Annotated in this window: 23 protein-coding genes and 1 pseudogene; 13 read left to right on the top strand and 11 right to left on the bottom strand. The window is 66.2% G+C overall.

Features of this window, described 5'->3' with window-relative positions:
* Window positions 1-19: 19 nt before the first annotated feature.
* Window positions 20-880 carry an isocitrate lyase/PEP mutase family protein gene (locus KYC_RS01615; RefSeq protein ID WP_008158172.1) on the top strand — a complete coding sequence of 287 codons (861 nt, stop codon included), beginning with the start codon at window positions 20-22 and terminating at the stop codon, window positions 878-880.
* Here KYC_RS01615 and KYC_RS01610 read toward each other — a convergent pair.
* The 4 genes from KYC_RS01610 to KYC_RS01595 all read right to left on the bottom strand — a co-directional run bounded on the left by KYC_RS01610 (window position 874) and on the right by KYC_RS01595 (window position 8545).
* Entirely contained in the window at window positions 874-3765 is a 2892-nt protein-coding gene (locus tag KYC_RS01610) for a WG repeat-containing protein (RefSeq protein WP_008158170.1), read from the bottom strand. The two genes, KYC_RS01615 and KYC_RS01610, sit on opposite strands and share 7 nt — an antisense overlap.
* Window positions 3766-3767: 2 nt before the next feature.
* A complete protein-coding gene (locus tag KYC_RS01605; RefSeq protein ID WP_008158168.1) occupies window positions 3768-6839 on the bottom strand; it encodes a WG repeat-containing protein in 3072 nt (1023 codons plus the stop codon).
* 268 nt (window positions 6840-7107) lie between these two features.
* Complete coding sequence (locus tag KYC_RS01600; protein ID WP_008158166.1) at window positions 7108-7692, bottom strand: RNA polymerase sigma factor; 585 nt, start codon at window positions 7690-7692, stop codon at window positions 7108-7110.
* 196 nt (window positions 7693-7888) lie between these two features.
* Window positions 7889-8545, bottom strand: coding sequence for a response regulator (locus KYC_RS01595; RefSeq protein WP_238531873.1), 657 nt, complete (start codon window positions 8543-8545; stop codon window positions 7889-7891).
* Window positions 8546-8596: 51 nt separating this feature from the next.
* Here KYC_RS01595 and KYC_RS01590 point away from each other — a divergent pair, with 51 nt between their 5' ends.
* The gene (locus KYC_RS01590; protein ID WP_008158162.1) at window positions 8597-9964 is read left to right on the top strand and encodes a sensor histidine kinase; all 1368 of its coding nucleotides are present in this window, start codon (window positions 8597-8599) and stop codon (window positions 9962-9964) included.
* A gap of 13 nt (window positions 9965-9977) precedes the next feature.
* Here KYC_RS01590 and KYC_RS28535 read toward each other — a convergent pair whose 3' ends face one another.
* Window positions 9978-10862, bottom strand: a complete 885-nt coding sequence (locus KYC_RS28535) for an HNH endonuclease (protein ID WP_238531872.1) — start codon at window positions 10860-10862, stop codon at window positions 9978-9980.
* 227 nt (window positions 10863-11089) lie between these two features.
* Between KYC_RS28535 and KYC_RS01585 the strand changes: the two genes are divergently transcribed.
* Window positions 11090-12331: an MFS transporter gene (locus tag KYC_RS01585; RefSeq protein ID WP_043517274.1), complete on the top strand. Its 1242-nt coding sequence runs from the start codon at window positions 11090-11092 to the stop codon at window positions 12329-12331.
* A 15-nt stretch (window positions 12332-12346) separates the two neighbouring features.
* On the opposite strand, the gene KYC_RS01580 is transcribed toward KYC_RS01585, so the two are convergent.
* Window positions 12347-12727 (bottom strand): cupin domain-containing protein, encoded by a 381-nt coding sequence (locus KYC_RS01580; protein WP_043517280.1) that lies wholly within the window; start codon window positions 12725-12727, stop codon window positions 12347-12349.
* A gap of 103 nt (window positions 12728-12830) precedes the next feature.
* On the opposite strand from KYC_RS01580, the gene KYC_RS01575 reads away from it, so the two are divergent.
* Both KYC_RS01575 and KYC_RS01570 read left to right on the top strand, forming a co-directional pair.
* Window positions 12831-13064 (top strand): Arm DNA-binding domain-containing protein, encoded by a 234-nt coding sequence (locus KYC_RS01575; RefSeq protein ID WP_008158155.1) that lies wholly within the window; start codon window positions 12831-12833, stop codon window positions 13062-13064.
* Window positions 13061-13618, top strand: coding sequence for an ureidoglycolate lyase (locus KYC_RS01570; RefSeq protein WP_008158154.1), 558 nt, complete (start codon window positions 13061-13063; stop codon window positions 13616-13618). The genes KYC_RS01575 and KYC_RS01570 overlap by 4 nt, the downstream gene beginning before the upstream one ends.
* Window positions 13619-13668: 50 nt before the next feature.
* On the opposite strand, the gene KYC_RS01565 is transcribed toward KYC_RS01570, so the two are convergent.
* Complete coding sequence (locus KYC_RS01565; protein WP_008158151.1) at window positions 13669-14274, bottom strand: hypothetical protein; 606 nt, start codon at window positions 14272-14274, stop codon at window positions 13669-13671.
* Window positions 14275-14429: 155 nt separating this feature from the next.
* On the opposite strand from KYC_RS01565, the gene KYC_RS01560 reads away from it, so the two are divergent.
* Window positions 14430-15500: a DUF1254 domain-containing protein gene (locus KYC_RS01560; protein WP_008158150.1), complete on the top strand. Its 1071-nt coding sequence runs from the start codon at window positions 14430-14432 to the stop codon at window positions 15498-15500.
* A gap of 11 nt (window positions 15501-15511) precedes the next feature.
* Window positions 15512-16441: a LysR family transcriptional regulator gene (locus KYC_RS01555; RefSeq protein ID WP_008158147.1), complete on the top strand. Its 930-nt coding sequence runs from the start codon at window positions 15512-15514 to the stop codon at window positions 16439-16441.
* A gap of 16 nt (window positions 16442-16457) precedes the next feature.
* On the opposite strand, the gene KYC_RS01550 is transcribed toward KYC_RS01555, so the two are convergent.
* From KYC_RS01550 to kce, 3 genes are read right to left on the bottom strand one after another with little or no spacing between them, the layout of a single operon-like run.
* Window positions 16458-17273: an SDR family oxidoreductase gene (locus KYC_RS01550; RefSeq protein WP_008158145.1), complete on the bottom strand. Its 816-nt coding sequence runs from the start codon at window positions 17271-17273 to the stop codon at window positions 16458-16460.
* A gap of 4 nt (window positions 17274-17277) precedes the next feature.
* Window positions 17278-18477, bottom strand: a complete 1200-nt coding sequence (locus tag KYC_RS01545; RefSeq protein WP_050814820.1) for an ABC transporter substrate-binding protein — start codon at window positions 18475-18477, stop codon at window positions 17278-17280.
* 30 nt (window positions 18478-18507) lie between these two features.
* Window positions 18508-19440, bottom strand: a complete 933-nt coding sequence (kce, locus tag KYC_RS01540) for a 3,5-dioxohexanoate:acetyl-CoA acetone transferase (RefSeq protein WP_008158141.1) — start codon at window positions 19438-19440, stop codon at window positions 18508-18510.
* A 338-nt stretch (window positions 19441-19778) separates the two neighbouring features.
* Between kce and KYC_RS01535 the strand changes: the two genes are divergently transcribed.
* The 4 genes from KYC_RS01535 to KYC_RS01520 all read left to right on the top strand — a co-directional run bounded on the left by KYC_RS01535 (window position 19779) and on the right by KYC_RS01520 (window position 24105).
* Entirely contained in the window at window positions 19779-21278 is a 1500-nt protein-coding gene (locus KYC_RS01535; protein ID WP_043517271.1) for a xylulokinase, read from the top strand.
* A 156-nt stretch (window positions 21279-21434) separates the two neighbouring features.
* Window positions 21435-22376, top strand: coding sequence for an ABC transporter permease (locus KYC_RS01530; RefSeq protein WP_008158138.1), 942 nt, complete (start codon window positions 21435-21437; stop codon window positions 22374-22376).
* Between the two features lie 17 nt (window positions 22377-22393).
* Window positions 22394-23353, top strand: coding sequence for a sugar ABC transporter substrate-binding protein (locus KYC_RS01525; RefSeq protein ID WP_008158136.1), 960 nt, complete (start codon window positions 22394-22396; stop codon window positions 23351-23353).
* 11 nt (window positions 23354-23364) lie between these two features.
* Window positions 23365-24105 (top strand): ATP-binding cassette domain-containing protein, encoded by a 741-nt coding sequence (locus tag KYC_RS01520; protein WP_008158134.1) that lies wholly within the window; start codon window positions 23365-23367, stop codon window positions 24103-24105.
* A 145-nt stretch (window positions 24106-24250) separates the two neighbouring features.
* Here the strand turns inward: KYC_RS01520 and KYC_RS01515 are convergent, their stop codons facing one another.
* Window positions 24251-24532, bottom strand: a complete 282-nt coding sequence (locus tag KYC_RS01515; protein ID WP_008158133.1) for a peptidylprolyl isomerase — start codon at window positions 24530-24532, stop codon at window positions 24251-24253.
* Window positions 24533-24709: 177 nt separating this feature from the next.
* On the opposite strand from KYC_RS01515, the gene KYC_RS01510 reads away from it, so the two are divergent.
* Both KYC_RS01510 and KYC_RS01505 read left to right on the top strand, forming a co-directional pair.
* Window positions 24710-25711, top strand: coding sequence for an MrcB family domain-containing protein (locus KYC_RS01510; protein WP_202946569.1), 1002 nt, complete (start codon window positions 24710-24712; stop codon window positions 25709-25711).
* Between the two features lie 76 nt (window positions 25712-25787).
* Window positions 25788-26509: pseudogene (locus KYC_RS01505) on the top strand (hypothetical protein); the annotation flags it as partial.

Raw genomic sequence — 26509 nt, 5'->3', positions numbered from 1 at the left:
TCGCTTTGAAGGACTACGCATGACATCCACGCTTACCCCCGGCGCCCTGTTACGCCAGCGCCTGTCCCAGGAAATCGTCGTGGCGCCCGGCGCCTACGACGGCATGTCCGCCCGCCTTGTCGCCGCCGCCGGGTTTTCCGCCGTGTATGCCAGCGGGGGCGCGATCGCGCGCGCGGCGGGGTATCCGGATATCGGCCTGCTCAGCTTCACCGAAGTCATGGATCGCGTCGAGAAGATCGTGGACGCCAGCGGCCTGCCCGTGGTGGCGGACGCGGACACCGGATTCGGCGGCTCGGCCAATGTGGAGCGCACGGTGCGCCTCATGGAGCGCGCGGGCGTTGCCGCGTTCCACATCGAGGACCAGTCCTTTCCCAAGCGCTGCGGCCACCTGGACGACAAGAGCCTGGTGGATGCCGAAGAGATGTGCCGGAAGGTCCACATCGCGCGCCAGACCCTGGCAGATGCGGACACGCTGGTCATCGCGCGCACCGACGCCATCGCGGTGGAAGGGTTCGACGCCGCCATCGCGCGCGCCGAACGCTATCTGAAGGCGGGTGCGGACATGATCTTCGTCGAAGCGCCCGAGACGCTGGAACAGATCCGCGCCATCGCCGATCGCCTGCCGGGCCTGAAGCTCATCAACATGTTCTACGGCGGCAAGACGCCGCTGGTGCCGCTGCCGGACCTGGCCGCCATGGGCTACCGCCTGGCGATCATCCCGTCGGACCTGCAGCGCGCGGCCATCCACGCGATGCAGGCCACGCTGGCGGCCATCCGCCAGACGGGCGACAGCAGCGCGCTGGCGGACCGCCTGACCAGCTTCAAAGAGCGCGAAGAGATCGTGCAGACCCGCCGCTATCTGGCGCTGGACACTCAGTAGGCGCGGGACTCCGGACGGCCCTTGCAGCCCTGCGGCATGCGCAGCGGCCACAGGCGCTGGCCGGCTGCGCCGTACAGCGTGCGGATGCCGCACTGCATCTGCACGCGAGCGAGCGTCTTGCCCGACGTGTCGATAATGCGCGAATCGTCCTCGGTCGAGACTACCGCGCGCTGGTTCGAGAATGCGGACGCCACCCGATACGCGGCCAGGATGGCGAAGCTGCCGGTGCTGTCCACGTAGCCATAGGCGTGATCGGCGCTGGCGGGTGCAAGTCCGTCGCGCATCGCGCCCATCGCGTCGTAGGCAGGGCCCACCAGCGCGCCCTTGGCGTCGACCGCGCGCACGCCGTCGCTCGACACTTGCGCCACTGCGCGTCCTTCCGAATACGCGGACGCAAAACCTTCGACAGTCAGGCGGGTCTTGCCTGTGGGATCGGCGTAGTCGGTCATGGTCTTGCCCTTCGCCGTGTAATGCCGGATCAGCGTGGCGGACCCGCGCGGCCAGCTCCAGTCGCCGCTCGGCAGGCTGGCCAGGGTCTTGCCGTTGGCGTCGATTACGCGCGTCCCGTCGGCGTTCGAGGCCAGCGCCCGTGCCGGCGCGCCGTGGAAGTCGGAGCCGGCGCCCGGCGCGGGTTCGATCTGCCAGCTTCCCTGGCTGTTCAGGTAGCCATGGCGGTCGGCGCGGCGGATCTCCATCCAGTCGCCCAGGCGGACGTAGTCCGCGTCCTTCATGTCCAGCGCGTCAGTTCCATCGGGCGAGATGATCCAGCGGTTCCGGTCGTTGCCGGCGCTGATGGAGCCATCGCCGTAATCGCCGACCTGCAGGCCGCGCAGGAAGCCGGTCAGGGCCTGGCCCTGCGTGTTGAATACGGCGGCGGGGCGGTCGTAGCGGTCGTGCTTGCCGCCCGCCTGCGACACCCGCCACAACTTGTCGTTCACGCGCTCGGCGTCGTGGTGGCTGGCCGGCAGGATCCACCGGCCCTGCTGGTCGATGACGCCGACGCGGTCGGGCCCCAGCGAGGCCACGGCCTGGCCGTCCTGGAACTCGCCGATGCTGCGGAACGCCGGCGCCGCCAGCGCCTTGCCGGCCACGAAGTCGTACAGGCCCCAGGGTTCCCCGTCGGCGGCCGTCTTCAGGAAGCGGACCACGCCGGGCGCGACGACCTGCGTGTCGAAGGCTTCCGGCAGTTCGTAGGTCTTGCCCGTGCGGTCGATCATCCGGACCACGCCATCGCCGTAGACCTGCGCGTAGCCATGGCGGAACACGCCGATGTGCTGCTGCGCGGGCAGGTCCACGGGCTTGCCGCGGGCGTCCAGCAGCAGCATGCCGTCGTCGGTTTCGGCCGCGTAGCGCAGCTGGTCCGCGGCAAGGCCGTCCGCGGGCGCATCTTCCGCAAGGTCGAGCGGGATCAGTTCGTTCCAGGACGGATCGGACACGATGCTGCCGTCCGCCAGCAGCAGCCCTGCGCCCGATTCCGCGCCGCCGCAATGGCAATGGCCTTGCCCCAGCAGGCCTAGCGGCCCGCCCGGTACGCTGGCGGACAGCGGCTTGAGCTGCAGGTCTTGCGCCGCTTGCACGGCCTCGGGCTTGAGCAGCGCGCGGCCGTCTGTGTCCAGCACGTTCAGCAGCCTGCCTTGCGCATCGGATACCCACAGTTTGCCCAGGCGCGCTTCCATGCGGCCGACCTGGCCCAGCCAGGCCGGTGCGGAATCGCCGTGCAGCCAGGCGCCCGTGGGCGTCAGCAGTCCGGCGGGCTGGCTCGCGCCGTCGACGAACAGCACGTAGCCTTCCGCCTCGTCGGCGGCGGCAATGCCGGTTCCCAATGTGACGGGCGCAGGCCGTCCGGGCACCAGGGCCACGATGTTGCCGCCGCTGGGATAGACAACGATGTCGGCGTGGCGCTGGGAGGCCTGGCCTTCGTCCTGCGTCAGCGTGGCCACCACGGCGCCGGAGGCGTCAAGCACCGCGTAGCCCGCCCGGCGCGGCAACGCCGCGCTCCAGAACGCCTTGCCTACCGGGTTCATGCTTTCGTAGTGCTGGTCCTGGCCGATCAGTTTGCCCTCGGCCGTCACCATCACCGAGCCTTCGCGGCCATAGGCGGTGGCCAGCGCGCCCTCGTTCTGGACGAACACATCATCCAGCTCGGGCTCGATGATCCACTTCCAGTCCTTGTCCACCACGCCGTACTTGCCCTCGCCGTTGGTCGCCACATACAGCCCATTGCCGAAGGGCTTGGTAATGACGACGCCGGTCCCGCCGTAGCGGCGTTCGCCGTCGGACGAGCGGTACTCTTCTTTGTACTGGACCGTGGCGCGGGCGGGCACGCCGTCCGACAGGCGCAAGGCGCGCACGTTTTCCTCGAGCGGGGCGCCGGCGGGATTGCCCTGGCGGTCGATCAGGACCGGACGTCCGTCCAGCGTCGCCACCGCCAGGCCGATCTCGACGAAATCCTCGACCGCGTCGTAGCGCGGCCGCACCGCCATCCGGCCATTCGTGTCGATGTAACCCCACTTGCCCTGCCACTGCACGGCCGCCAGCCCGTGGCGGAAGTCGCGCACCGCCTCGAAGATGGGCTCGATCGCGACGCGGCCGTTTGCATCCAGGAAGCCCCAGGCATGCCGGCGCAGCGACGAGTTGCGCGGCACGCGGTCGATGTTCTCGATGGCCGACGGCAGCAGCACGGCCGCGCGCCCGTCTGACAGGTCGCGGATGCAGCCGTTGCCGAAGGGGTTGCGCGAGGCGATGTCGTCCGCGGCGGGATAGGCAAGGTAGTCGCCTTCAGCCAGGCAATAAAGGTGGCCGGACTGCGCCTGTGCAGACAGGGACACGCCCAGGGCGGCCAGGGCGCAGGCAAGGCGGGTGGTTCGTAGCGCGCGTGACGTCATGGTCATTCTGCTTTGGCGTTGGCGGGGTTGGCACTGACGGCGGGAACGGGCGGGGGCGGGTCGATGCCGACGGCCTCGGGGCAGGTGAGCTTGCGGGGCGGCCAGCTTTGCCTGTCCTGGGCATCCACGATCACCAGCGTGCCGCACAGCGTGCCGAACAGCGCCGTCGTCTTGCCCTTGGTGTCGATGAATTCCACCAGCCGGCCGCGCCGCACCAGGGCGCGTTCGTCGTGGAAGTCGGCGGCCCATGTGAACGCGGGCGCGATGGCGTAGCGTCCGGTCAGGTCCACATAGCCGTACAGCTTGCCAGTGCGTTCCAGCCGGCGCGCGCGGGCCAGTCCGTCCTTCAGCGGGCCCAGCTTGTCGAAGTGTGCGCCCACGACGCGCTTGCCGGCCGCATTGATGAAGCCCGACTTCCCGTTGTCGTCGCTATATGGCGCGACGCCTTCGCTGGCGTTGCGGTAATCAATGGCGTATCGGCCCGCCACGCGCGCGATCTCGCGGCCCTGCAGGTCCACCATGATGCTGGTCGATTCGTTGTCGTCGCTGAACACGATGCTGCGCATCGAAGCCAGGGGCGTGCCGTCGCCCAGCTTTTCCAGCACGGGCTTGCCGTTCTGGTCGATCACGCGATAGCCCGAGCCCAGGTTCGCGCGCGCCAGGCCCTCGGGCTGCGCGAAGAAAGGATTGAATTCGCCGTAGATGGCGGGCACTTTCAGGTTGCCGCGGGCGTCGATGGCGCCTTCGCGTTCGTCGTGGCGAATGTAGAGCCAGTCCCCATACTGCTGCTTGCTCTCGGGGCGGCCATCGGACACGCGAATGAAGCTGCCTTGCGCGTCGAACAGCACGACGCTCGCGTCGGGCAACTGGCCCAGCAGGCGTCCGCCCTTCAGCTTTTCCGGCTTGCCGACGACGGGTTCGCTGGATTTGCCGGTGCGCAGGTTCACCACGCGATAGGCGCGTTCGCTGTAGCCGGAGCGCTTGCGCGCGGCGTCGGGCGCGTCGACCAGCATCAGGCCGTCGCCCAGGTACTCCATATCGTAGGCGCCTTCCTGCGTGGCAGGCAGCACCCACTGGCCCTGGCGGTTCACCACGCCCCAGCGGTTCTTCTCCTGGACCTTGGCCCAGTCGCCCTCGAATTCCTGCACCTGTTCGTAGGCGGGCTTGAGGGCGGGAGCGCCCTCGCGAATGTTCCAGAGGCCCCAGCGGCGCTGGCGGTTCTCGTTCATCTTCCGATAGAAGAGCAAGTCGCCATCAATCTTCGACGCGTCTTCCAGGACATCGGCCGGCACCGGCACGGTCTGGCCGCGCGCGTCGATCAGCCGGGCGTCGCCACGTTTCATGTCCGGCGTGCGGGCCCAGGTGTAGGGGCCGCGGAAGGCGCGCATCTCGCTGAACTCCGGCGGCACGGCCCAGCTTCCGTCCGCACCGATCGCGCCTGCGCGGTGGTTCTTCGTGCGGACCAGGAGCGGCATTGCGACGTCGTAGGTGTCGATGCTGTCCCAGTCCGCATTTGTGACGATCTTGCCCGACGCGGTCAGGATGCCCAGGGGCTTTTCGTAGCTGTCGGGATGCAGGAGCGCAAGCGGCGCGTTTGCGGCGTCGGCGCCCGCGGCGCGCGCGTAATGGAAGATGCTGATGTCGTAGCCGCGCAAACTGGCGATGGCGGCGTCGTCCAGCACAGGGCGGCCGTCCGGGCCGTAGATCTGGTGCAGGGCGCCGTCGCCGGACTGCGCCACGGCCGCGTCGCGCGCGGCGTCGTCGGGCCCGGTCTGCGCGTCCATGGCGGCCGGGGCCGCGGCGTCCGCAGCCGCTGCCACAGCGGCATCGGCCGCCGTGTCGGCCGCGGCGGCGACGGCCTCGGTCGCGGCCTCCTGCTCGATGCCGGGGCCTTCGTCCGCTGCGGCCTGGGCCTGGACCTCGGCCAATGCCGCAGCCGCGCGCGCCTCGTCCTCGGGACTCATGTCGTCTGCCGTCCCTGCGTTCACGCCGGACTCGGGCGCGCCATACACCCACGCGCGTCCTCCGCTGATTTCCACCTTGCCGTTGCGCAGGGGCAGGCGCTGCAGGCCGCCCGCGGGATCGACCAGCAGCGTCATGCCGGGTTCGGTCGCGTAGCGCCAGCCGTCGCGTTCCACCAGGCCCACGTAGCCGCCCTGGAACACGTGGATGGGCTTCAGGCTGCCGTCCAGCAGGGTCGTCCTGCCATCGGCGGACCGCGCCAGCCACGCGCCGGGAGCCACCAGTTCCACGCGCTCGTAGCGGTCCGGCGCCAGCGATGCGCCGTCCGTGTCCACGAATTCCCACTGGCGCTCCCGCTGCACGGCCACTACGTTGCCGTCGCGCACGGGGGGCGACATGGAACGCAGCGTCTGCGGCGCAATCGCCCATCCTTCCTTCGCATCCAGCAGGCCCCACCAGCCGCCGTAGCGCGAGTCGCGCGTCTGGGCGGGCAGGTAGCCGCCCGTGGGCGCGGCCAGGGCCATCACGCCGTCGGGCAGCGCGGCGGCCTTGCCGCTGGCGGTACTGAAAAGGCGTGGCGGCGTGGGCCACTCCATCGACGCCAGCTTCTGACCGGGCAGGAAGCCCCACGAGCGCGTCCCCAGCGGAAAGGTCTTGACGACCTTGCCGTGGCGGTCGATCAGCACGTCCCGGCCGTCTTCTTCAGCCAGCGCCGTGCCCTCGGCGTTAAAGCCGGTGGCGTTGGAGAAGCGGGGTTGGATGACCCACTGGCCCTTGCGGTCGATGTAGCCCCACCGATCGCCCTGGCTGACGGCGGCCACGCCGTTCTGGAACGACCTGGCTTCCGTGTAGGCGGGCGCGATGGCCATGATGCCTTGCTTGTCGATGTAGCCCCACGCGGCCGATTCGTCGCTGCCGACGCCGACCAGCACCGCCGCCAGCCCTTCCTGGTAGTTCTCATGGCAGGAGGTGCCGGATCCTTCGCCGTAGAAGCTGGAGGTGCATTGCTGCATCCAGTCGGGCATGGCGTGCGCGCTGACCGGCGCCAGTAGCGGCAGGCCGGCAAGCGCGGCAGCGAGCGCCAGGGGCTTGAAAAAGGGCGCGGCCTTCATTGCGCGCTGGCGCGGACGCAACCCGCGGGAACGAAAGAGCCTAGCCGGGCGTGCCGCATGATTGGATGCCTGCCGAAGGGAATAGGGAAGGCAGCACTGTACCCAGGGATAGCGGGGACGGATCGAGGTAGATGTAACTATTGAAAACGAAGCGTTAATGTCGATGGGTGTTTACGGTTGCTGCGCGTCAAATTCCCGGCATTTGGCGGGAAGTTCGCCTAAATCCGCGAATAGCGGATGGCTATGGGTGTTCCGGAAGCGGTGGCTGTTACGCGTCCAGGCAAACACCGCGAGCCTGCATCCGACGGCGCAGATGGGCGCGCGCGCGCGACACCCGGCTGCGCACCGTCCCGATGGGCAGGGCCAGCTGTCGTGCGGTCTCTTCGTATGACAGTTCTTCCACCGCCACCATTTGCAGCATCGTGCGCAGTTCCTTGGGCATGTCGGCCATGGCCTGGTCCACGATGCTCACCATTTGCCGCCATTCGGCCCGCACTGGCGGGGCAGGGTCCAGGCAGGCCTCCGTCGCCAGCGATTCGATGCCCTCGAAGACAAGCCGCCGCTCGGGCGCGCGCGACAGGTGATTCCGGATCAGGTTCATCGCGATGCCGAACAACCAGGTCGATGGCTTGCTCGCGCCGCGAAACCGCTCGTAAGACAGCGACATCTCCGCGAGCGCCTGCTGGGTGATGTCGTCAATGTCGCTGGGGTTGCGGATGTACCTGCGCACAAAGCGCCGCAGGCGTTCGTGCTGCGTCTGCACCAGTTCGATTACGGGATCGGACGGCGGCAGGCGTGCGGCGGGACCGGCGGGATCGGGATGGCGGGAAGCGGCGGCGGGAGCAGTGTGCATGGCGACGGTGCTGCATGTTCATGGACGGAAGCGCTCCGCGCGCAATCCCGGACGATTGGTCGCAATGAGAAGGCGCGACGCTGCTAGGCCAGTCTAGAGAGGGAGGGGCCGCCGGAAAATACGATGCGTGCCGTATTTTTGGGCGCGGGCCACCGCGGGCTTGCGGATGCCGGCGCGGGCGCTGGGGATCGCTGGCCTAGCCCGTGGGCAGGCCAAGCCGCACCGCGTAGGCGACCAGCTCGGCCGTGCTGTGCAGGCCCAGCTTGCGCATGAGGTTTTCGCGGTGCTTGCGCGCGGTAAAGGGGCTGATGTGCAGGTCTTGCGCGATCTGAGCGGCCGTCGCGCCCAGCGCGGCCATGGCCAGCACCTGCTGCTCGCGTCGCGTCAGCGTTTCGTCGGGCGTCTGCATGTAGGCGGCGGGCGCGGCGCGCGGACGCGCGACGCCGCTGGCCAGCGCCGCGATGGCGGCCAGCAAGGGCTGCGAGCTTCCGGTCTTTGCCACAAAGGCGTCGGCGCCGGCCTCCAGCACGGCGGCGCGCGTGCGCTCGTCGGTATTGGCCGTCAGCACCATGATGTACAGCGCCGGGTGGCGCACGCGCAGCGCGCGCACCCAGCCTGATCCCGACACGCCGGGCATGCCCAGGTCGAGCACCAGGAGGTCGGCGCCGTGCGCCGCCAGCAGCGCCAGCGCCTGTTCCCCCGTGGCGGCTTCGTCCACCGCGCCGATCGTGGCCTGCGCGTGGGCCAGCATCATTTTCAAGCCCTCGCGCACGATGCCGTGGTCATCGGCAAGCAGGATGCGCAGCGGGGCTTGTGGGGGCCGGAAAATCATTGGGGGACGGGGTGATGACATGATGTGTCAGAATGACGCGTCATTATAGGGATCCGACCCCGGCCCAGGCCCATGACCTTATCCGCCTCGCCCGCCCCGGCGGCCGCGCCTGCCGCTGCACAGATCCAGGCGGAGCTGGCCGCGCTGCTGCATCGGCAGTCATACGGGGTGCTGTTCGCTAATTTCGCCGTCGTCATTCCGGTGGCCTACGTCATGCACGGCAGCGTGCCGTCCTGGCTGCTGGCGGGATGGGCTGCCGCGATCTACCTGCTGACCGCGTTTCGCGTAGGCCTGACCCGCGGCTTTCTGCGGCGGCGGGTCGCCCTGTCCGCCTCGCGCCGGCATGTGCTGGGTTTCTCCGCGCTGTCCTGGCTATCGGGGCTGCTGTGGGGCCTTGCCGGGCTGGCTGCGGTGCTGTCGCACGACGACATGATGTTGGCGTTCGGCTGCGTGATGCTGGCCGGCATGTGCAGCGGCGCGGTGCCGTCGCTGTCGGCCTATCCGCCCGCCTACGCGGGATCGGCCCTGGGCATGCTGGCGCCGTTTACCCTCGCGTGCCTGGCCGAAGGCGACGGCCTGCATCTGGTCTATGCGGCATTCGCCCTGTGCCTGCTGGTCGTGAACATGTACTTCAGCGCCGTCACCTACCGCAGCCTGCGCACCACGGTCGCGCTGCGGTTCGAAAACCTGGCGCTGATCGGCAACCTGGAGCGCGAGCGCGACCGCGTCGCCGCGGCGGACGTCGCCAAGACCCGCTTTCTGGCCGCCGCCGGGCACGACCTGCGCCAGCCGGTCCATGCGCTGGGCCTGTTCACCGACATTCTGGCCAACCGCGCCGCCGAAGGGCGGATCAGCCCGCAGGACGCGCTGTTGGTGGCGCAGCGCCAGCAAACCGTGCTGGAAGGTCTGAACCGGCTGCTGGACGGCCTGCTGGATGTGTCCCGCATGGACGCGCACCTGACGCGCGTAGAGCGCCGGCGCCTGGACCTGGACGCGCTGTTCGAAGCGCTGCGCCAGGATTACGAACCGCAGGCGCTGGCCCGCGGCCTGACACTGACGGTCCTGCCCACGGATATCTCGCTGGACACCGACCCGGCGCTGTTGCGCCGCATCCTGGACAACCTGCTTGGCAACGCGCTGTCGTACACGCCCAATGGCCGCGTGCTGCTCTGCGCCCGCCGCCGCGCCGGCGGCGCCTTGATCCAGGTCTGGGACACGGGCGTCGGCATCGCGCCGGACGCCCTGGAGACGGTCTTCGCCGAATTCACGCGCGGCGCGGGCGCACCGGACGCGCCGCCTTCCGGGCAGGGGCTGGGCCTGGGTCTGGCGATCGTGCGGCGGCTGGCGGGACTGCTGGGGTACGAGGTGTCGGTGAGGTCGGCGGTGGGGAAGGGGGCGGTGTTTTCCGTGTGGGCGCCGATAGAATTCCCCTCGAGATAGAGGGCTACGAGCCTTACGCTCTTTCTTTCAAGGCAAGACTAGCGATCAACCGATTGTTAATAACTCCTCCTTCGCGCCCGAAGTGAACTTCACGGTGGCACGAAGGGCAAAGCGCTGCAGTGTTTTTAGGATGATCTATGCCGCCATCCGAAAGACGATGGACATGGTGAACCTCTAAATACGGCGACCCATCAACGCGACTAAAGGGTGCGGGGCGGGAACAATGTTCGCAATTTCCATTGGCTCGCTGCAGCACGTACGAGCGAATCGCTTCACTACGTTGGTACAGGTTCTGAATAGTAGGCCTTGCCTCTCTACTCGACTGTGCTTTGTAGGCTGCGATTGCCCGCTCTCTGGCTTCCTCTAGGGACGAGGGAGGTACGTCGGCGGGTAGCGGAAGGTTTGACGCTTCAAGCGTGCTTGCGCCTGGCTGCAATTCAAAAATGATCAGCTTGCGGAGGGCTCCGTTGCGATCGGGCCCCGTGCGGTCTGTATGAGCGCGGATCAACGAAAACTCACCTAAGTACCGTTGCTTTCTGGGGTTTCTTAAAGCTTCGAACAAGTAGAGTGACTTCCCATTCACCGCATGCTCGTTAATGGCTTTATTTCCGCGGTTGAATTGCATGTCTCCCACTTGACCTTCACCAGTGTAGAGGAATGTGCCTCCAGGGGTAAATCCATCGCGATACCCGTATTGGTCACCCGTTTCACCGGTAAAGAGAAAAATAGCGGGAAATGAGCCCGAGGTGGAAATGCCGCTTTGGGCACTGCCTCCGAATCGAGCGTGAATGTCGGTCCGACGGTCATAGTCCTCACCTAGTACAAATTGAGGAGGCGTAAGTGATCGCGATTGCCGCAACTGGTGATTGTCATTATCTCGATTGTTAAACACGTCCACCGCAAGACTCCCTGCCCAGCATTAATGTTATGTCTTTTAACGATATGTAATTATTGCTGATTTTTGGAAGCGTCCGTCTAGTGCATTTGAGCCTGCACAGCAATCCTGGCATTCCCCCCGCGCATGCAGCGGACAAAAAATAATCGGTTGAATCCACGGCGCGCCGCCCCTGTAATAGAGCCGGTGCCCGCCTGAACGGGGGCGACGTTCCACGCAAGAGGTTCGCCATGTCCGCCCCGAACAAATCGTCTTTGGATGCCTCGCAGCTATGGCTGCTGGTGCTGGCCGGCGGCGTCGTCATGGGCCTGGCCCTGGGCGTGCGCCACGTGCAGGGCCTGTTCCTGCTGCCCGTCACGATGGATCGCGGCTGGAGCCGCGAGACCTTCGCCATCGCGCTGGCTGTGCAGAACCTGACCTGGGGCATCGTGCAGCCGTTCACGGGCATGATTGCCGACCGCTACGGATCGGCCAAGGTGATCGCGGGCGGGCTGCTGTTCTATGCGCTGGGGCTGGCGGGCATGGCTCACGCGACCACGCCTGCCGGCTTTATGTGGACGGCCGGCGTATGCATCGGCATAGCGTTGTCGGGCACCGCGTTCGCCGCCATCTACGGCGCGCTCAGCCGTCTGGTGCCGCCGGAGCGGCGCAGCTGGGCGCTGGGTGTGGCCGGCGCGGTGGGCGGGCTGGGGCAGTTCACCATGGTGCCGGCGGCGCAGTGGCTGATCGGCGGCTGGGGTTGGGTCGCGGCCCTGCTGACCTTCGCGGTCGCGCTGCTTGTCCTGCTGCCCCTGGCGTTTCCGTTGAGTGAACCGGCCGGAAACTTGCGGGACGCCGCCGCGCCGGACGCGAACCTGTCGCTGCCGGCCGCCATCCGCGAGGCCTTTGCCAGCCCCGGCTTCTGGCTGCTGAACCTGGGGTTCCTGGCCTGCGGCTTCCAGCTTGCGTTCATCGGCACGCACCTGCCGGCGTACCTGATGGATAAGGGCCTGCGCGCCTCGGACGCCGTTGCGGCACTGGCCATCATTGCGCTCACCAACGTGATGGGCACCTATGTGTGCGGCATCCTGGGCGCGCATCATCGCCGCAAGTATCTGCTGGCCGGCATCTACCTGCTGCGCACGGCCGCGATTGCCCTGTTCGTGCTGCTGCCGCTGTCCACATGGTCGGTCTACGCGTTCGCGGCGGTCATGGGTTTTGTGTGGCTGGGCACGGTGCCGCTCACCAACGGCCTGATCTCGCAGGTGTTCGGCGTGCGCTACATCACGACCCTGTTCGGCTTCGTGTTCTTCGGCCACCAGCTCGGGTCGTTCATGGGCGTGTGGCTGGGCGGCGTCGTGTTCGAAGCCACCGGGTCCTACGACCTGATATGGCTGGGAGCGATGGCGCTGGGCGTGCTGTCGGCCGCGCTGCACTGGCCGATCGACGACCGCGAGATCCAGCGCTCGCGTCCCGCCGGCGCCGCAGGATAGGGCGCCGCAGGGGCGCTAGACGGGGCGATGCTGCGTGCCCGCGCCCATGGTGATGTGCAGCATGCGGCAGGGCTCGAACACCCTGACGGTGTGCCACGCGCCCTTGGGCACCACATAGGCGTCGCCAGCCCGCATCTTCACGGTCTGGATGCCGGTGGGCCATTCCAGGTGCAGTTCGCACTCGCCCGCCAACAGGCGCACGATCTCGTCGGCGCCGGGGTGCATTTCCCATTGCGGCCAGTCAGAAGCGAATTCGTATTCGGACACCAGCCAGCCGCGGCCGAAATTCTCCAGCTCTGCGCCGGACTGCGACCAGAAGGCGTCGCCGCCTTGGACGGTGGTGGCGGCGCCGGAGGCGTCCAGGTACACATAATGCGACGACAGGTCGGTAGCCATGATGCGCATCCTTGGCGTGGGGGCGTAGAGGCAGTGTATGACAGCGCGTCCGTCACATCGAAGCGTTTATCATGTGGTCCATCGGCAACAATGGGAGCAGGCGATGAGCAAGGGATTCGAGGGGGTGCGCCCCGCGTCCGAATCGTCCATCGAGATCGGCTTCTTCTTTGACGGCCGGCATTGTGTCGAGCGCATCAGGGTCAAACCCACTGCAGCCAATCTCAAGCGGGCCACCGACCGGCGGGCCGCCATCCTGGAGGCCATCGCGCGCGGCGACTTCGACTACGACGCCGAGTTTCCCCGACGCGGCGCAAAGCCATCACAGGGTTCCGCATGACGAGCAACACGCAGCTGGAAATCAACGATCTCACCCCGGACGCCTTCACGGCCTATGGCTGGATGCTGGGCAAGCCCATGCCGGACGGCAACGGCGTGCCGCTGTACACCAATCCGGCCACCGACTTCTGGCAGGAACACCAGTTCAACACGGGCGCCGGCGGCGACGCCGAGCTGCTGTGGGTCAACTACCGCAGCCAGTCCACTGAAATCGCCAGCCTGGAGAAGCACCTGCTCACGCAGCAGGCCATCGTGCCGCTGACGGGCGCCATCATCCAGGTCGTGGCCCGCAGCGCCGACGACGGCAGCCCCGACCTGTCCACGCTGGCCGCCTTCCATGTGCCGCAGGGGCAGGGCGTCTGCATGCGGCCCGGTTGCTGGCACGCCACGCGGGTCGCGGACGCCGAGGTCACCTGCCTGATGCTGACCCGCCGCTCCACCACGGTGGACCTGATCCAGCACCTGACCACCGACGCCAGCGCCACCGAGAGCGCCATCACCGCGATTCCCGCGCATCAGCTGGAAACGCTGCAGGAACAAGCCCAGTCAGCCTGACGGCCACACCCGCGGCTACGGCCCCGGCGGCCGGTCCGCCCAGGCCGCCGTCATTCGTCTTCGGCGCAGTCGTAGCCCATGCGCGAGAACAGGGGCCACTTGTTGCGGTAGCTGTCCGTCCAGCACATGCCGAAGTAGGCCTCGAACGGCGCATCCACCGGCCGCGCCGCGATGTGCGAGGCGGCCTCGGCATCCCTGGGGCAGAACGCCTGCCCTGGGGTCGGGAACAGCGCGCCGTCCCAGATCGGCGCATCGCAGTGTTCGCAGAAATTGCTCCATTGTCCGCCCCGTTCAGGGTTCGGGCGAAAGCGCGGCGCAAGCGCCCGCAAGGCGTGCGCTACGGATGGCGATAGCGCGCGGATCGAGGAGATCATGGCAGGGCCGTCGATGGCTTGCCAGCGCGCGGGGCTGAACAGCCAATCGCGAAACGCCTGGGCGTCCAGGCCGGGGCTGTCCGCGTCAATGTCGTCCAGGTCCAGATCGGCCTCGGTGCTTTCGTGGCCGGGCGGCACAGCCAGCGCGTACACGCGCGACGCTTGCCCGCAGGCCGTGCAGCAGTGCTCGGCCTGCAGCAAGAAATAGGAAGACGCGCGGAGGTTGAAGGGCTCTCCGTCCGGGCCGCCGGCGGCATTCGCGCCGAGTTCTTGCGTTTCCATCGTTGCCTGACGTTCCTGTGAGCGGGCGCAAGCCGCGCCAATTGCGTTTCTTTTACGTGACCGGGAAATATGCCAGAATCCCCCGGATTCAAGCCCTGCGGGCAACGCCGCCGCCATTCCGGCGCCGGCGCAATCACGCAATGTTGGAGCATTGAATGCGCCATCGCCAGAGTAGCATCGGATCCGTCCGCCGCCTGTCCTTCAGCTTGATCGCCGCCGCAGCGCTGGGCGGCAGCCTGGCGGCTTGCAGCTTCACGTCGCCCGACGCCGCCACGGGATCGCAGTCCGTCGGCATCGAGGGCGTCACCGCGCAACAGGCGCGCAGCATCGCCCGTGAAGCCTATCTGTACGGCACGCCCATGGTCGCCAGCTATCAGGCCATCCATGCATCCAGCATCGACAGAAACGGTCCGCAGTACAAGGGGCCGTTCAATACGATCCATCCCGCCGCAAATCCGGACACGGGCGCGCAGTATGTGTTCGCCGCCCTGGATCTGCGCGCCGAACCGGTCGTCGTCACCGTGCCGGGCATGGAAAGGCGGCGCGACTTCGTCCTGCAATTGATGGATCTGTACAGCTACCGCTTCGGGTACATCGGCACGCGGGCTACCGGCAATGGCGGCGGCAGCTTCCTGGTCGCCGGCCCGTCCTGGAACGGCAAGGTCCCTGCCGGTATCACTAAGGTCTTCCGGTCTGAAACCAGCCTGGCCACCTTGTCGGGACGCACGCAGCGCCTTAGCGCCGCCGACATGAGCAACGTCAACCGCATCCAGTCGCGCTACAAGGTCCAGCCCTTGTCCGCCTTTCGCAAGAAGGCCGCGCCCGCCGCGCCCGTCCAAGTGGATTGGCTGACGCCCGCGCCGCGCGCGCAGCGATACACGACGCTGGAGTTCTACGAAGAACTGGCGTTCCTGCTGCAGTTCGCGCCCACGCCGGCCACCGAAAAATGGCTGCGCGAGCGCTTCGCCAGCATCGGCCTGCAGCCCGGCGAGCCCTACGACACCGCAGCGCTCAATCCCGCGCTGCGGCGCGCCTTGCAAGAGGGCATGCACGACGCCCAGAACGACATCGACAAGACGCTCGGGACGCTGGGCGGCAAGACCGACACGGTCTTTGGCGACCGCGCCACGCTCAAGAACGACTACCTGTCGCGCGCCGCCGGCGCGCAGATGGGCATTACCGTCATCGGCGGCAAGTATGCGCCGCCGGCGCCGGCAAGCAGGTAGTCCGGCCCCGCATGAAGCGCAACTTCAATATCCACGACCTGCGCATTTTCTATGCGGTGGTCATGACCGGTTCGACGCGGCAGGCGGCGCACGCCATGCACCTTACCCAGCCGGCGATCAGCCACGCGATTTCGCGGCTGGAAAGCGCCACCGGCGTGCAGCTTTTCGACCGCTCCCACAAGACGCTGCGTCCCACCGAGGCCGGCCAGTACCTGTACAGCGAAGCCAAGTTCGTGCTGGACGAGCTGGTGCGCATCGACGAAGCGCTGCACAGCATCGAACAGTTCGGCGGGCGCGGCCTGCGCATCGCCTCGTCGCCCGCGCTGGCGCTAGGCTACGCGCCCGACGCCGTGCGCCGCTACCTGGACGTCAACGGCACGCGGCCGTTCTCCATCGACGTCGAATCCTCGATGCAGGTGATCAGCGCGGTGGAAACCATGCGCGCGGACTTCGGCCTGGGCGCCGTCGGGCGCGACAGCACGCGGCTGGATTTCACCCCGTTCCTGCGTGCGGACGTCATGGCGATCGCCCATCGCGAGCATCCCCTGGCCGGACGCGAATCCGTCAATGTGGCCGACATCCCGCCCGATTCCTACGTCAAGCCGCTGTGGTCCGACTATGTCGTGGCCCAGGGCGACATCGCCGACTCGCTATTGCTGCGGTCGAGCATGCAGGCCCACATGTCGCTGGTGCCGGGCACCGTGCGTGCGGTCAAGGGCATCAGCCTGGTCAATGCGCTGTCGGCGTCGGACATCGTGATGTCCTTTCCCGACCTGGTCGCGCTGCCGCTGGCCTCGCGCCAGTGGTACGACTTCCTGCTCATCACGCGCACCGAATCGCGCAACCAGGACCTGACCGCGCGGCTGCTGGACGCCCTGCGCGCCACCGCCCAGGAACGCCGCCAGGGCGTGTACGCGCAGACCATCGAACTGCTGGAGTAAGCGCAGGCCGGTTGAGTCATTCCGCCGGCGGCTGCCAGGGCAGGGACTGCAGGTCGCCATCAATGCTGATCGCCTGCCCGCTGACCATCGCCCCGAACGGGCTGGCCAGGAACAGCGCCATGTTGGCGATGTCCGCCGCGCGCACGAACTGCCGCAGACTGACGCCTGAAAGCTCCAGCCGGGTCTGTTCCTCGACCGTCAGACCCATGTTTTTCGCCCGCGCCGCAATCACCCGTTCAATGCGCGGTCCCGCCACCAGTCCGGGCAAGAGCGCGTTGACGCGGATGCCCAGCGGGCCGAGCTCAATCGCGAGCGAGCGGGTCAGTCCCACCACGCCCCATTTGGTGGCGGCATAAGGCGTGCGCATGGGCAGGCCCATGCGGCCGGCCACCGAGCTGATGTTGATGATGCTGCCGCCGCCCGCCTGGCGCAGCGCGGGCAGCGCATGGCGCACCGTGTGGAATTGCGACGCCAGGTTGATGTCCAGCGTCGCGTCCAATTCCTGCGGCGTGACGTCGGCAATGCCCGCCGTCGGCCCCGCGATACCGGCGTTGTTCACCAGCACGTCCAGGCCGCCCAGGTGGGCCAGCGCCGTTTGCATGTAGCGGTCGATCTCATCGCGGCTGCTGACGTCCGCCCGCGCCCAGGCGTGGCGGCAGCTGGCCAGGGCGTGCTCGTCCACGTCGCACAGGTGCACGCGCGCGCCGCGCTCGGCAAAGGCGTCGGCCAGCGCCGCGCCGATGCCGGCCGCGCCCGCGGTGACGATGACCCGCTTGCCGGACAGGTCTACGGGCAGGGCGGCGGTGTTCATGACGGGTTGCTGTTGGTCCATGGCGTCAGGGCTTCATCAGGCGGCAAGTCGATTCCGCGGGCGACGTATACACCTGGTCGCCCGGCACGCGGGCCACCAGCTTGTAGTAGTCCCAAGGGGCCTTCGATTCGGCGGGCGTCTTCACCTGCATCAGGAACATGTCGTGCACCATCAGCCCGTCCGCGCGAATCTTGCCGTCCTTGACGAAGAAGTCGTTCACCGGGTTCGCCCTCAGCCACTTCATGACGGTCTCGCCATCGGTGCTCTTGGTGGCTTCCACCGCCTTCAGATAGGTGGTCGCGGCGGAATAGTCGCCCGCCTGCAGCATGGACGGCTTCTTCTTCATCACGGATTCGAAGCGCGACGCCCACTTGCGCGACGCGTCGTCCTGGTCCCAGTACCAGGCCGTGGTCAGGTACATGTTCTGCGCCGCCTGCAGGCCCAGCGCGTGCACGTCCGTGATCAGCACCAGCAGGCCGGCGATCTTCATCTTCGGCGTAAGGCCGAATTCGTTGGCCGCCTTCACCGCGTTACTGGTGTCGCTGGCGGAATTGGCCAGCCCCAGCACCTGCGCCCCGGAAGCCTGCGCCTGCAGGATGAACGATGAGAAATCCGCCGTGTTCAGCGGATGCCGGACCCGGCCTTTGGCGTTGCCGCCGTCCTCCTGGACGACCTTGGACGCATCGCGCTCCAGCGCATGGCCGAAGGCATGGTCCACCGTCAGGAAGAACCAGTCCTTGTTGCCTTCCTTCATCATGGCCCGCGCCGTGCCGCGCGCCAGCGACACCGTGTCGTATACGTAATGCACGGTGTAGGGCGTGCACTGCGAATTCGTCAATTCCGAAGCGCCCGCGCTCACCACGAAAAACGGCGTCTTCTTCTCCTCGGCTACCTTCGCCATCGCCAGCGCCGCCGCGGAATTCGCGCCGGCGATCAGCATGTTCACGCCGCGCTGGTCCAGCCATTCGCGCGCGCGGGACGACGCGATATCGGCGCGGTTCTGGTGGTCCGCCACCAGCACTTCCACCTTCTTGCCCGCCACGGTTCCGCCCATGTCCGCAATCGCCATCTTGATGGCCTCGGCGCCGCCGGGCCCGTCGGCGTCCGCCGACAATCCGGACATGTCCGTGATGAAGCCGATGCGGATCACGCCATCATCGGCCTGCGCCGCGCCCGCCATGCCGAAAAGTGCGGTCAAGGCTGCCGCGCACATCGTTTTTTTCATGTTTGTCTCCCCACGGGATTGGATGTTGGTTCAGAACGCGACGTTGCCGCGTCCCTTCAGTTGCAGCGTCTGGCGCGCGTCGTCGGGCGTGGCCACCTGCAAGGACAGATCCTCCAGGATCCGCCGGATGCGGCGCACCTGGTCCGCATTGGACTTGGCCAGTTCGCCCGGCCCGTCCCACAAGGAATCTTCCAGGCCCACGCGCACGTTCCCGCCCATCGTGGCCGCCATCGTCGCCAGCGGCGTCTGCTTGCGGCCGGCGGCCAGCACGGACCAGATGTAGTCGTCGCCGAACAGCCTGTCCGCCGTGCGCTGCATCATCATCACATCTTCGGGGTGGGTGCCGATGCCGCCGCGGATGCCGAACACCGACTGGATCAGGAACGGCGGCTTGAGCAGCTTGCGGTCCACAAAGTGCGCCGCCGTGTACAGGTGCCCGATGTCATAGCACTCGATTTCGAAGCGCGTGCCGTTATCGCTGCACGAGGTCAGGATGTGCTCGATATCCTTGAAGGTGTTGCGGAAGATCAGGTCATTGCTGCCCTCCAGATAGGGGCGTTCCCAGGCGTGCTTGAACTCCTTGAAGCGTTCCAGCAGCTCATACATGCCGAAGTTCATCGACCCCATGTTCAGCGACGCCACCTCCGGCTTGAATTGCAGCGCCGGCGCCATGCGCTCGGCAATCGGCAGCACAGGTGACCCGCCCGTGGTGATGTTGACCACAACGTCGGACTCCTGCCGAATCCGCGGCAGGAACTGCGCGTACAACGCCGGATCCTGTGTCGGCTGGCCGGTATCCGGCTTGCGCGCATGCAGGTGCACGATGGCCGCGCCCGCCTGCGCCGCGTCCAGCGCGGACTGCGCGATTTCATCGGGGGTGACGGGCAGGTGGGGCGACATCGACGGCGTATGGACCGAGCCGGTGATGGCGCAGGTAATGATGACCTTTCTGGACTTTTTCATGGGCCTCTGGCGTGCGCGTTGGATTCTTATGGCCCCGGCTGTCTCCTCCGGGTGTGGGCCATTCTGTCGCACGCCTGCGGTGCCTGTCACCTGAACAGAAATTATCAATTGATAGGGAATTCGGTGCTGCGCTGCAGCGAAGACCAGGCGCTCCCGACACAGGGAAAACGCGCCGTCCGCGGGGCGCTGAAATACAATATTGGCATGCCGAAATACCTGTTTCGGCCTCAAACAGGCTTACGCCAGAAGCTGCTCTCCATGTCCAAGATCCTGCTTCCCAGCCCGGCGCGACGCATGCCGCCGGCGCGCGTCCTCACCCGCATTCCGGGGGCACGGCCATGAGTTGCGTGCTTGCGGTGGATCTTGGCGGCACGCGTTTCCGCGCCGCGCTGGTGAACGGCGCGGGGCACGTCGTCCACGCCTGCCATATCGACAGCCCTGCCGCCGTCAACGCGCATCCCGGCTGGGACGACATCGACGCCGACGCTTGGTGGCGCTGCCTGCAGACCTTGTCTGACACGCTGGCCGCCAAGGCGGGCGCGGCGTTCGACGCCGTGCAGGCCGTGGCGGTTTGCGGCGTTACGCGCACGCAGATCTTCGTCGACGCCCAAGGCGCGCCCATCCGATCCGCTATCACCTGGCGCGACGCGCGCGCGGCGCAGGACGTCTCGCAATGGCTGGCGTCCATGCCGGCCGCCCATCCTGAATCCCGGCAGATCAATGCCTTCCATCCCTGGGCCCGGGTGGCGTGGCTGCTGCATACGGAACCCGACCATGCCGCACGCGTAAAGGCGGTGCTGGAACCCAAGGATTATCTGAACTTCCGTCTGACCGGCCGCATGGCCAGCGATACGGTGTCCATGGCCCGCCTGTCCGCCGCGGCCCAGCCACATGCATCGGGTCCGGATTTGCTGAGCGCCACGGGCGCCAGCCCGGCATGGGTGCCGGACCTGCTGGACCCCCTGGAAACCGTGGCGCCGGTCCAGGCCGGCTTACCGGGTTCGCTGGCCCGTCTGGCCGGTCGTCCGGTGGTCGCCTGCTCCAATGACACCTGGGCGGCGGTCGCCGGCCTGGGCGCCTTGCGGCCCGGCTATGCCTACAACATCTCGGGCACCACCGAAGTGTTCGGCGCCGTGGGCGCCGAACCCGTGCAGGCGCAGGGCCTGATGACCGTGGACTGGGGCGGCGGCCATCACCAGATCGGCGGACCGGGCCAGAACGGCGCGGACACTGTCGCGTGGCTGCTGCCCTTGCTGGGCCGGCTGGGCGAAGACGGCATGGCGGGCGTGGGCGAGGCGATGAGCGAACTGCTGGACGCGCCGCGCGACCAGCAGCCGGCGCTGTTCCTGCCCTACTTGCAGGGCGAGCGCGTGCCGTACTGGGATCCGCACCTGCGCGGCGCCTTCCTCGGCCTGAACCGCCGCCATGGGCCGGGCGACCTGGCCTGGGCGGTGCTGGAAGGCGTGGCCTTCCTGAACCGCATCGTGCTGGAACGCGCCGAGACCGCGCTGGGTGCGCCCGTCTCTGAAATTCGATTCGGCGGCGGCGCGGCGTCCAGCGCGCAGTGGTGCCAGGTCAAGGCCGACGTCTGCGAGCGGCCCGTCGTGGTCGGCCACGCCGAACAGCCCGGCGTGCTGGGCGCCGCCATCGCCGCCTGGACCGCCCTGGGGCTGCACAGCAGCTTCGCTGGCGCGCAGGACGCCATGGCGCGCGCCGCGCAGCATTACGAGCCCCAGTCCGAAAGGGCCCATTCCTACCGCCGCATGTACGCCCAATTCCGCGCCGCCGAGGCCGCGCTGGCGCCCGTGTCGCATGCGTTGGCGGGCATCCGGGTCTGACGCCGGGGTAAAAACCCTAGGTTCCGCGTCGCGCCATCGTGGTTCTGCCGGGCGGCTCACAGGTATAAACTCCTGTGCCATCAGGGCGCGGACGCCCGGCAGGCGGTGGATCACCCTTGCACCTACAAAAACTCGAACGCAGCAAGGGTTGAATCAATGCGCGGCATCCTGGAAAAGTACGGTACGGCAATCGCAGGCCTCATCCTCGTGGGCTTCTTCGCCATCGCCGCCCCGAACTTCGCGGCGCCCAACAACCTCTTGAACATCGCCAAGGAAACCAGCTTCCTGGCCATCATCGCCATCGGCTTCACGTTGGCGCTGGTCACGGCCGAACTGGACCTGTCCGTCGCCGACGTGGCCAGCCTGGCCGCCGTCGTCACCGGCGCCCTGGTGCACACCGGCCAGCCCGTGCTGCTGGCCATCGGCGCCGGCCTGGGCATCGGCCTGCTGTGCGGCCTGGTCAACGGCATCGCCGTCACCCGCCTGCGCGTCCCCTCGCTCATCGCCACGCTGGGCATGGCCGCCATGGCGCGCGGCTTCGCCTTCATGCTGACCGACGGCGTGTCCTACGTGGGCCGCTGGCCCGCCGCCTTCACCGACCTGGCGCGCGCCAAACCCTTCGGCATCCCGGCCCTGGTGCTGTGGATGCTGGCCGCCGTGCTCCTCGCCTGGTTCCTGATCAAGTGGACCCGCACCGGCGCCCGCATGACCGCCACTGGCGAGGCCGGCGAATCCGCCCGCCTCGCGGGCATCAACATTCGCCTCATGAAGAGCATCGGCCTGGCCCTGTCCGGCCTGTGCGCGGGCCTGGCGGCCATCCTGCTCACCTCCAGCCTGTCGTCCGCCGCGCCCAACATGGCGGGCGACTACTTCCTGTACGCCATCGCCGCCGTCCTGCTGGGCATGACCATGTTCAACCCCGGCCACGCCAACATCCCCGGCACCCTCGTCGCCGCGCTGATCCTCAAAGTGCTGGGCAACGGCCTCGTCCTGATGGGCGCGCCGTACTACGTGCAGGACATCGTGCTGGGTTTCATCATGATCGCGTCCGTCGCGGTGTCATCGGCCGTGCTGAAGAAAGCGGCCTTCAAATTCTGACCGGAAGGGGAAAACACATGAACAAATTTTTCAAGCGCACGCTGCTGGCGGGCGCATTCGCCGTCCAGGCGCTGGCCGCCAGCGCCGCCCACGCCTTCGACGTCGGCATCGTCGCATTCCAGATGTCGTCCGAAACCCACGCCCGCGTCGCCAACGCCGCGGCCGAAGCCGCCCGCGCCAAGGGCTGGACCGTCACCCAGCTCAACGCCGAAGGTTCCCTGCCCAAGCTGGCCGAACAGCTCGACACCCTGGTCAACAAAAAGGTCGACGCCATCGTCGTCGCCATGGGCAAGCCGGTAGAAACCGACGCCCAGCTCCAGGCCGCCAAGGAAAAAGGCATCCCCGTCGTCGGCGTCATGTCCGGCGCCAGCCCGCACATGCTGTTCGACGTCGAAGTCAACGAATACGCCACCGGCGCGCAGTCCGTCCTGTATCTGCTGGGCAAAATGGGCTACCAGGGCAACATCCTGTCCGCGCGCTTTGACGGCAACTCCGGCACCCGCATCCGCGGCAAAATGCTCGACGCCGTATTGACCGAGAACACCGCCGTCAAAGACCTGGCCAAATTCAGCATGGCCCGCACCCAAAGCTGGCGCGACGACGTGCGCAACGGTATGCAGGCCCTGTTCCTGCGCCACCAGGGCCAATTCAAGGGCGTCTGGGCATCATTCGACGGCCAGGCCTACGTCATCGACGACCTGCTGCAGGCCCAGGGCATGAAAAAGGGCGACATCACGCTCGTCTCGGTAGACGGCGGCCCCGAAACCTACCGCCGCATCGCCGACCCCAACAGCCTCATCACCGCCACCATGATGATCCCCTTCGAACAGCTGGGCGTCAGCGCCATCGACTCCATCGACCGCATCGTCGTCAAGAAGGAACCCAAGGACAAGGTCGCCGCCGGCCCCTACCTCTTCATGGACTCTGTGCTGGTCGACCAGTCCAACGTCCAGAAATTCCTGCAACCCGCCAAGTAAGAGTCCCAGCCATGACCGCCGCATTGTCGCTACGCCAGATCCGCAAGTCCTACGGGGCCGTCGAAGCCCTGAAGGGCGTCGACCTGGACGTGCCCGAAGGCAAGGTCATGGCCATCTGCGGCGACAACGGCGCAGGCAAATCCACCCTCATCCGCATCATCTCCGGCGCGCAGGAACCCAGCGGCGGCGGCCTGAGCCTGAACGGCAAGCCCGTCGTATTCGCATCCCCGCACGACGCCCTGGTGCAAGGCATCGCCACCATCTACCAGGACCTGGCGCTGGCCCCGCGCCTGTCCATCTGGGAAAACGTCTTCATGGGCGCCGAACTCGTGCGCCGCGTAGGCTTTCTCAGCGTCCTGGACAAGCGCCGCATGGCGCAGGACGCGCGCGGCTACCTGCAGCGCCTGTCCGTCCCCATCGAAGACATGGACCGCCCGGTCGAACGCATGTCCGGCGGCCAGCGCCAGGCCGTGGCCATCGCCCGCGCCCTGCGCTGGGACGCCCGCGTCGTCATCATGGACGAACCCACCGCCGCATTGGGCGTCAAGGAAACGGCCCTGGTGCTGAACCTGGTGCGCAAGCTGCGCGAAGAAGGCCGCACCGTCATCCTCATCAGCCACAACATGGCCGACGTCGTCGCGCTGGCGGACCGGGTCGCGATCCTGAAGAGCGGCGTGAAGGTCATCGAGCGCGATGTGGCCGGGCTGGATGCCGACGCGCTGGCGCATATGGTGATGACAGGCAAGGAGTGACCTTGCCGCAGGTGTCAGACGCCTTGGTGTCTGACACCGAAACGAGCAACTGTTGGATCGGGCTGCATACGCAATCGGCCCAAGCAAAAAAAGGCCGCCGCCGGGTAACCCCTGGCGGCGGCCTTTTCGCAAACGGCAGCGGACCTTAGTCCTTGCGGCTGGTCACTTCAACCAGGTGATAACCGAACTGCGTCTTCACCGGGCCCTGGACCACGCCGACCGGCGCGCTGAACACGACGGTATCGAATTCCTTGACCATCTGGCCCGGGCCAAACGTGCCCAGGTTGCCACCGTCGCGGCTCGACGGGCAGCTGGAGTTTTCCTTGGCCAGCTGGGCAAAGTCAGCGCCGTTCTCGATGGCGGTCTTCAGTTCATTGGCCTTCGCTTCGGTGGAAACGAGGATGTGACGGGCGGAGGCTTGTGCCATGTTGGGGCTCCTTGCGGACTGATTGGGGGAGGGAGAGTAACGCATTCAAGCGGTGAGACGCTGGAGCCGTTAGGGTAACTCGGAAGCGCAATGGGCCGCGCAACGCCTCGCGCCTGCCCATGATTCTTAAATAATATTTCAAAATGTTATAAATAAGCCCAGTTTATTCATCGGCGGATGGCAAGAGATCGTCCGGAAAAAGAGGCCGAAAGCGATATGGGTATTCAGGAGTGTCTGACTAAGGTTCTGACGGGGTACGAAGCGGCGTGCGGCGAGCTCTTCCCGAAACATCCCCTTGCAAGGTTCATCCGTGACGACTTTCGCGTCATGGTGGAGAGCATCATCGGTGCCGATCAGCAACTCACCTGCAAGGGCAGTTCGGGCCAAGGTGGTTGGGTGCGCGGCCCATGGGTTGGGATGTTCTACGGACCGATTACACACGGAGCACAGTACGGCTACTACCCGGTCTATCTATTTCGCGAAGACATGCTCGGTGTCTACCTGAGTTTGAACCAGGGTATGACCGAAGCGAAAGCACATTACAAATCAGATGCTAAGACCGCGCTGAAGGCGAAGGCCGCAAATTTCAGAGCCTTGCTAGGCTCCGCATGGGAGCGATTTCCTTTGTCGGAGATCGACCTTGCACCCAGCGCACCTTCGAACAATACGGCCTTTTACGAAGCTGCAAACATTTGCGCTAAGTACTACCCGGCTGGTGCCCTACCTTCGGAAGAAGTCCTGGTGGATGATCTGAAGGCAATGCTCACGCTGTATGCCCAGTTGTACGAAACTGAGACTGCAGGCGGCTTTGGTCAAGAATCGGAGTTGGATGAGCCGAAAGAGTTTCTCTATGAAGACCTGACACGGTTTCGGATGCATAGGCGCTTGGAGCGAAGCGCCAAGTTGTCGAAGCTTGTTAAGGTAAAGAGGGGCTGTGTCTGCGAAGTCTGCGGTATCGACTTTGAGAAGATTTATGGCGAGATTGGTAAGGGCTACATTGAGGCGCATCATTTGCGTCCCCTTGCCACGCTGAAAGGGCTGAGGGTGCCAATGGATGCGGAGACTGATTTCGCAGTGCTTTGCGCCAACTGTCATCGGATGATTCATAAGTCTGATTGCATTTCGGACGTTGGGGATTTCAAGAGCAAACATTTCGACGCAGGGGCCGCGATCAGGTAATTGCCATTTAGGTCTTGCGCTGCCCTTCACCCATCGCCGTGTATCAACAAATTTCTAAGCTGTCGCGGAAACATTTATGAGCCGATTTAACCCCCATTCCTCTACTGCCAATTATGTCTTCGAGGCTGCGGATAAGTTTAAACAGCGCTGCCTGTTGGATCAGAAATCACTGCTACTGGATGGGAAGTCTCTGTGGACATCTGAACACTTTCAGGCGCTGATCGAAAATTACGTGAAGCAGCCTGACCTGGGCGACGGTGGTTTTTACATCAAGTTGGCAAGTCAATTGGCTACTTGTCAGGCGCTTGATGTCGCGTTGATGACCGAGATTTTTTGGATCGTACAGCTCGGGCCGACTAACCTTCGTGCTCGTACCAAGATGAAGACTCTGGAGCGAATTTGGAATATAAATCCGGCCGAAAAATTTCCATCAAATTCGCCATTTTTGACGATTCCTGTTTTGTCGGGATTAGGTAGTGCGGGCCCGGGCTACAACCAATATTTATGGATGGAGGTGGCATTCGCTGTCGAAGCGTTTGCCACACTTTTGGCGAAGCCTCTCAGTGAACGTGAATCGCTGTTGAGTGATGGTCAGCACTTTGCTCTGTGGTTGGATAGTATTCCCTCTGGTAGAGGGAGGCAGCTGTATCACACGTTGTGTCACGTCCTCTTTCCTGACTCTTTTGAGAGGATATTCAGCCAGGGGAATAAATATCAGGTAGCCCGCGCGCACAAGATTTGGACGCTTGAGTTGGGAGATAGCCGTCCTGCTATGGATGCAGCACTTCTAGGGCTACG

It is taken from the genome of Achromobacter arsenitoxydans SY8, assembly GCF_000236785.1.
Taxonomy (GTDB): Bacteria; Pseudomonadota; Gammaproteobacteria; order Burkholderiales; family Burkholderiaceae_B; genus Achromobacter; species Achromobacter arsenitoxydans.
The sequence above is the reverse complement of the archived record's forward strand: the minus strand, read 5'-3'. Positions and strand labels throughout refer to the sequence as shown.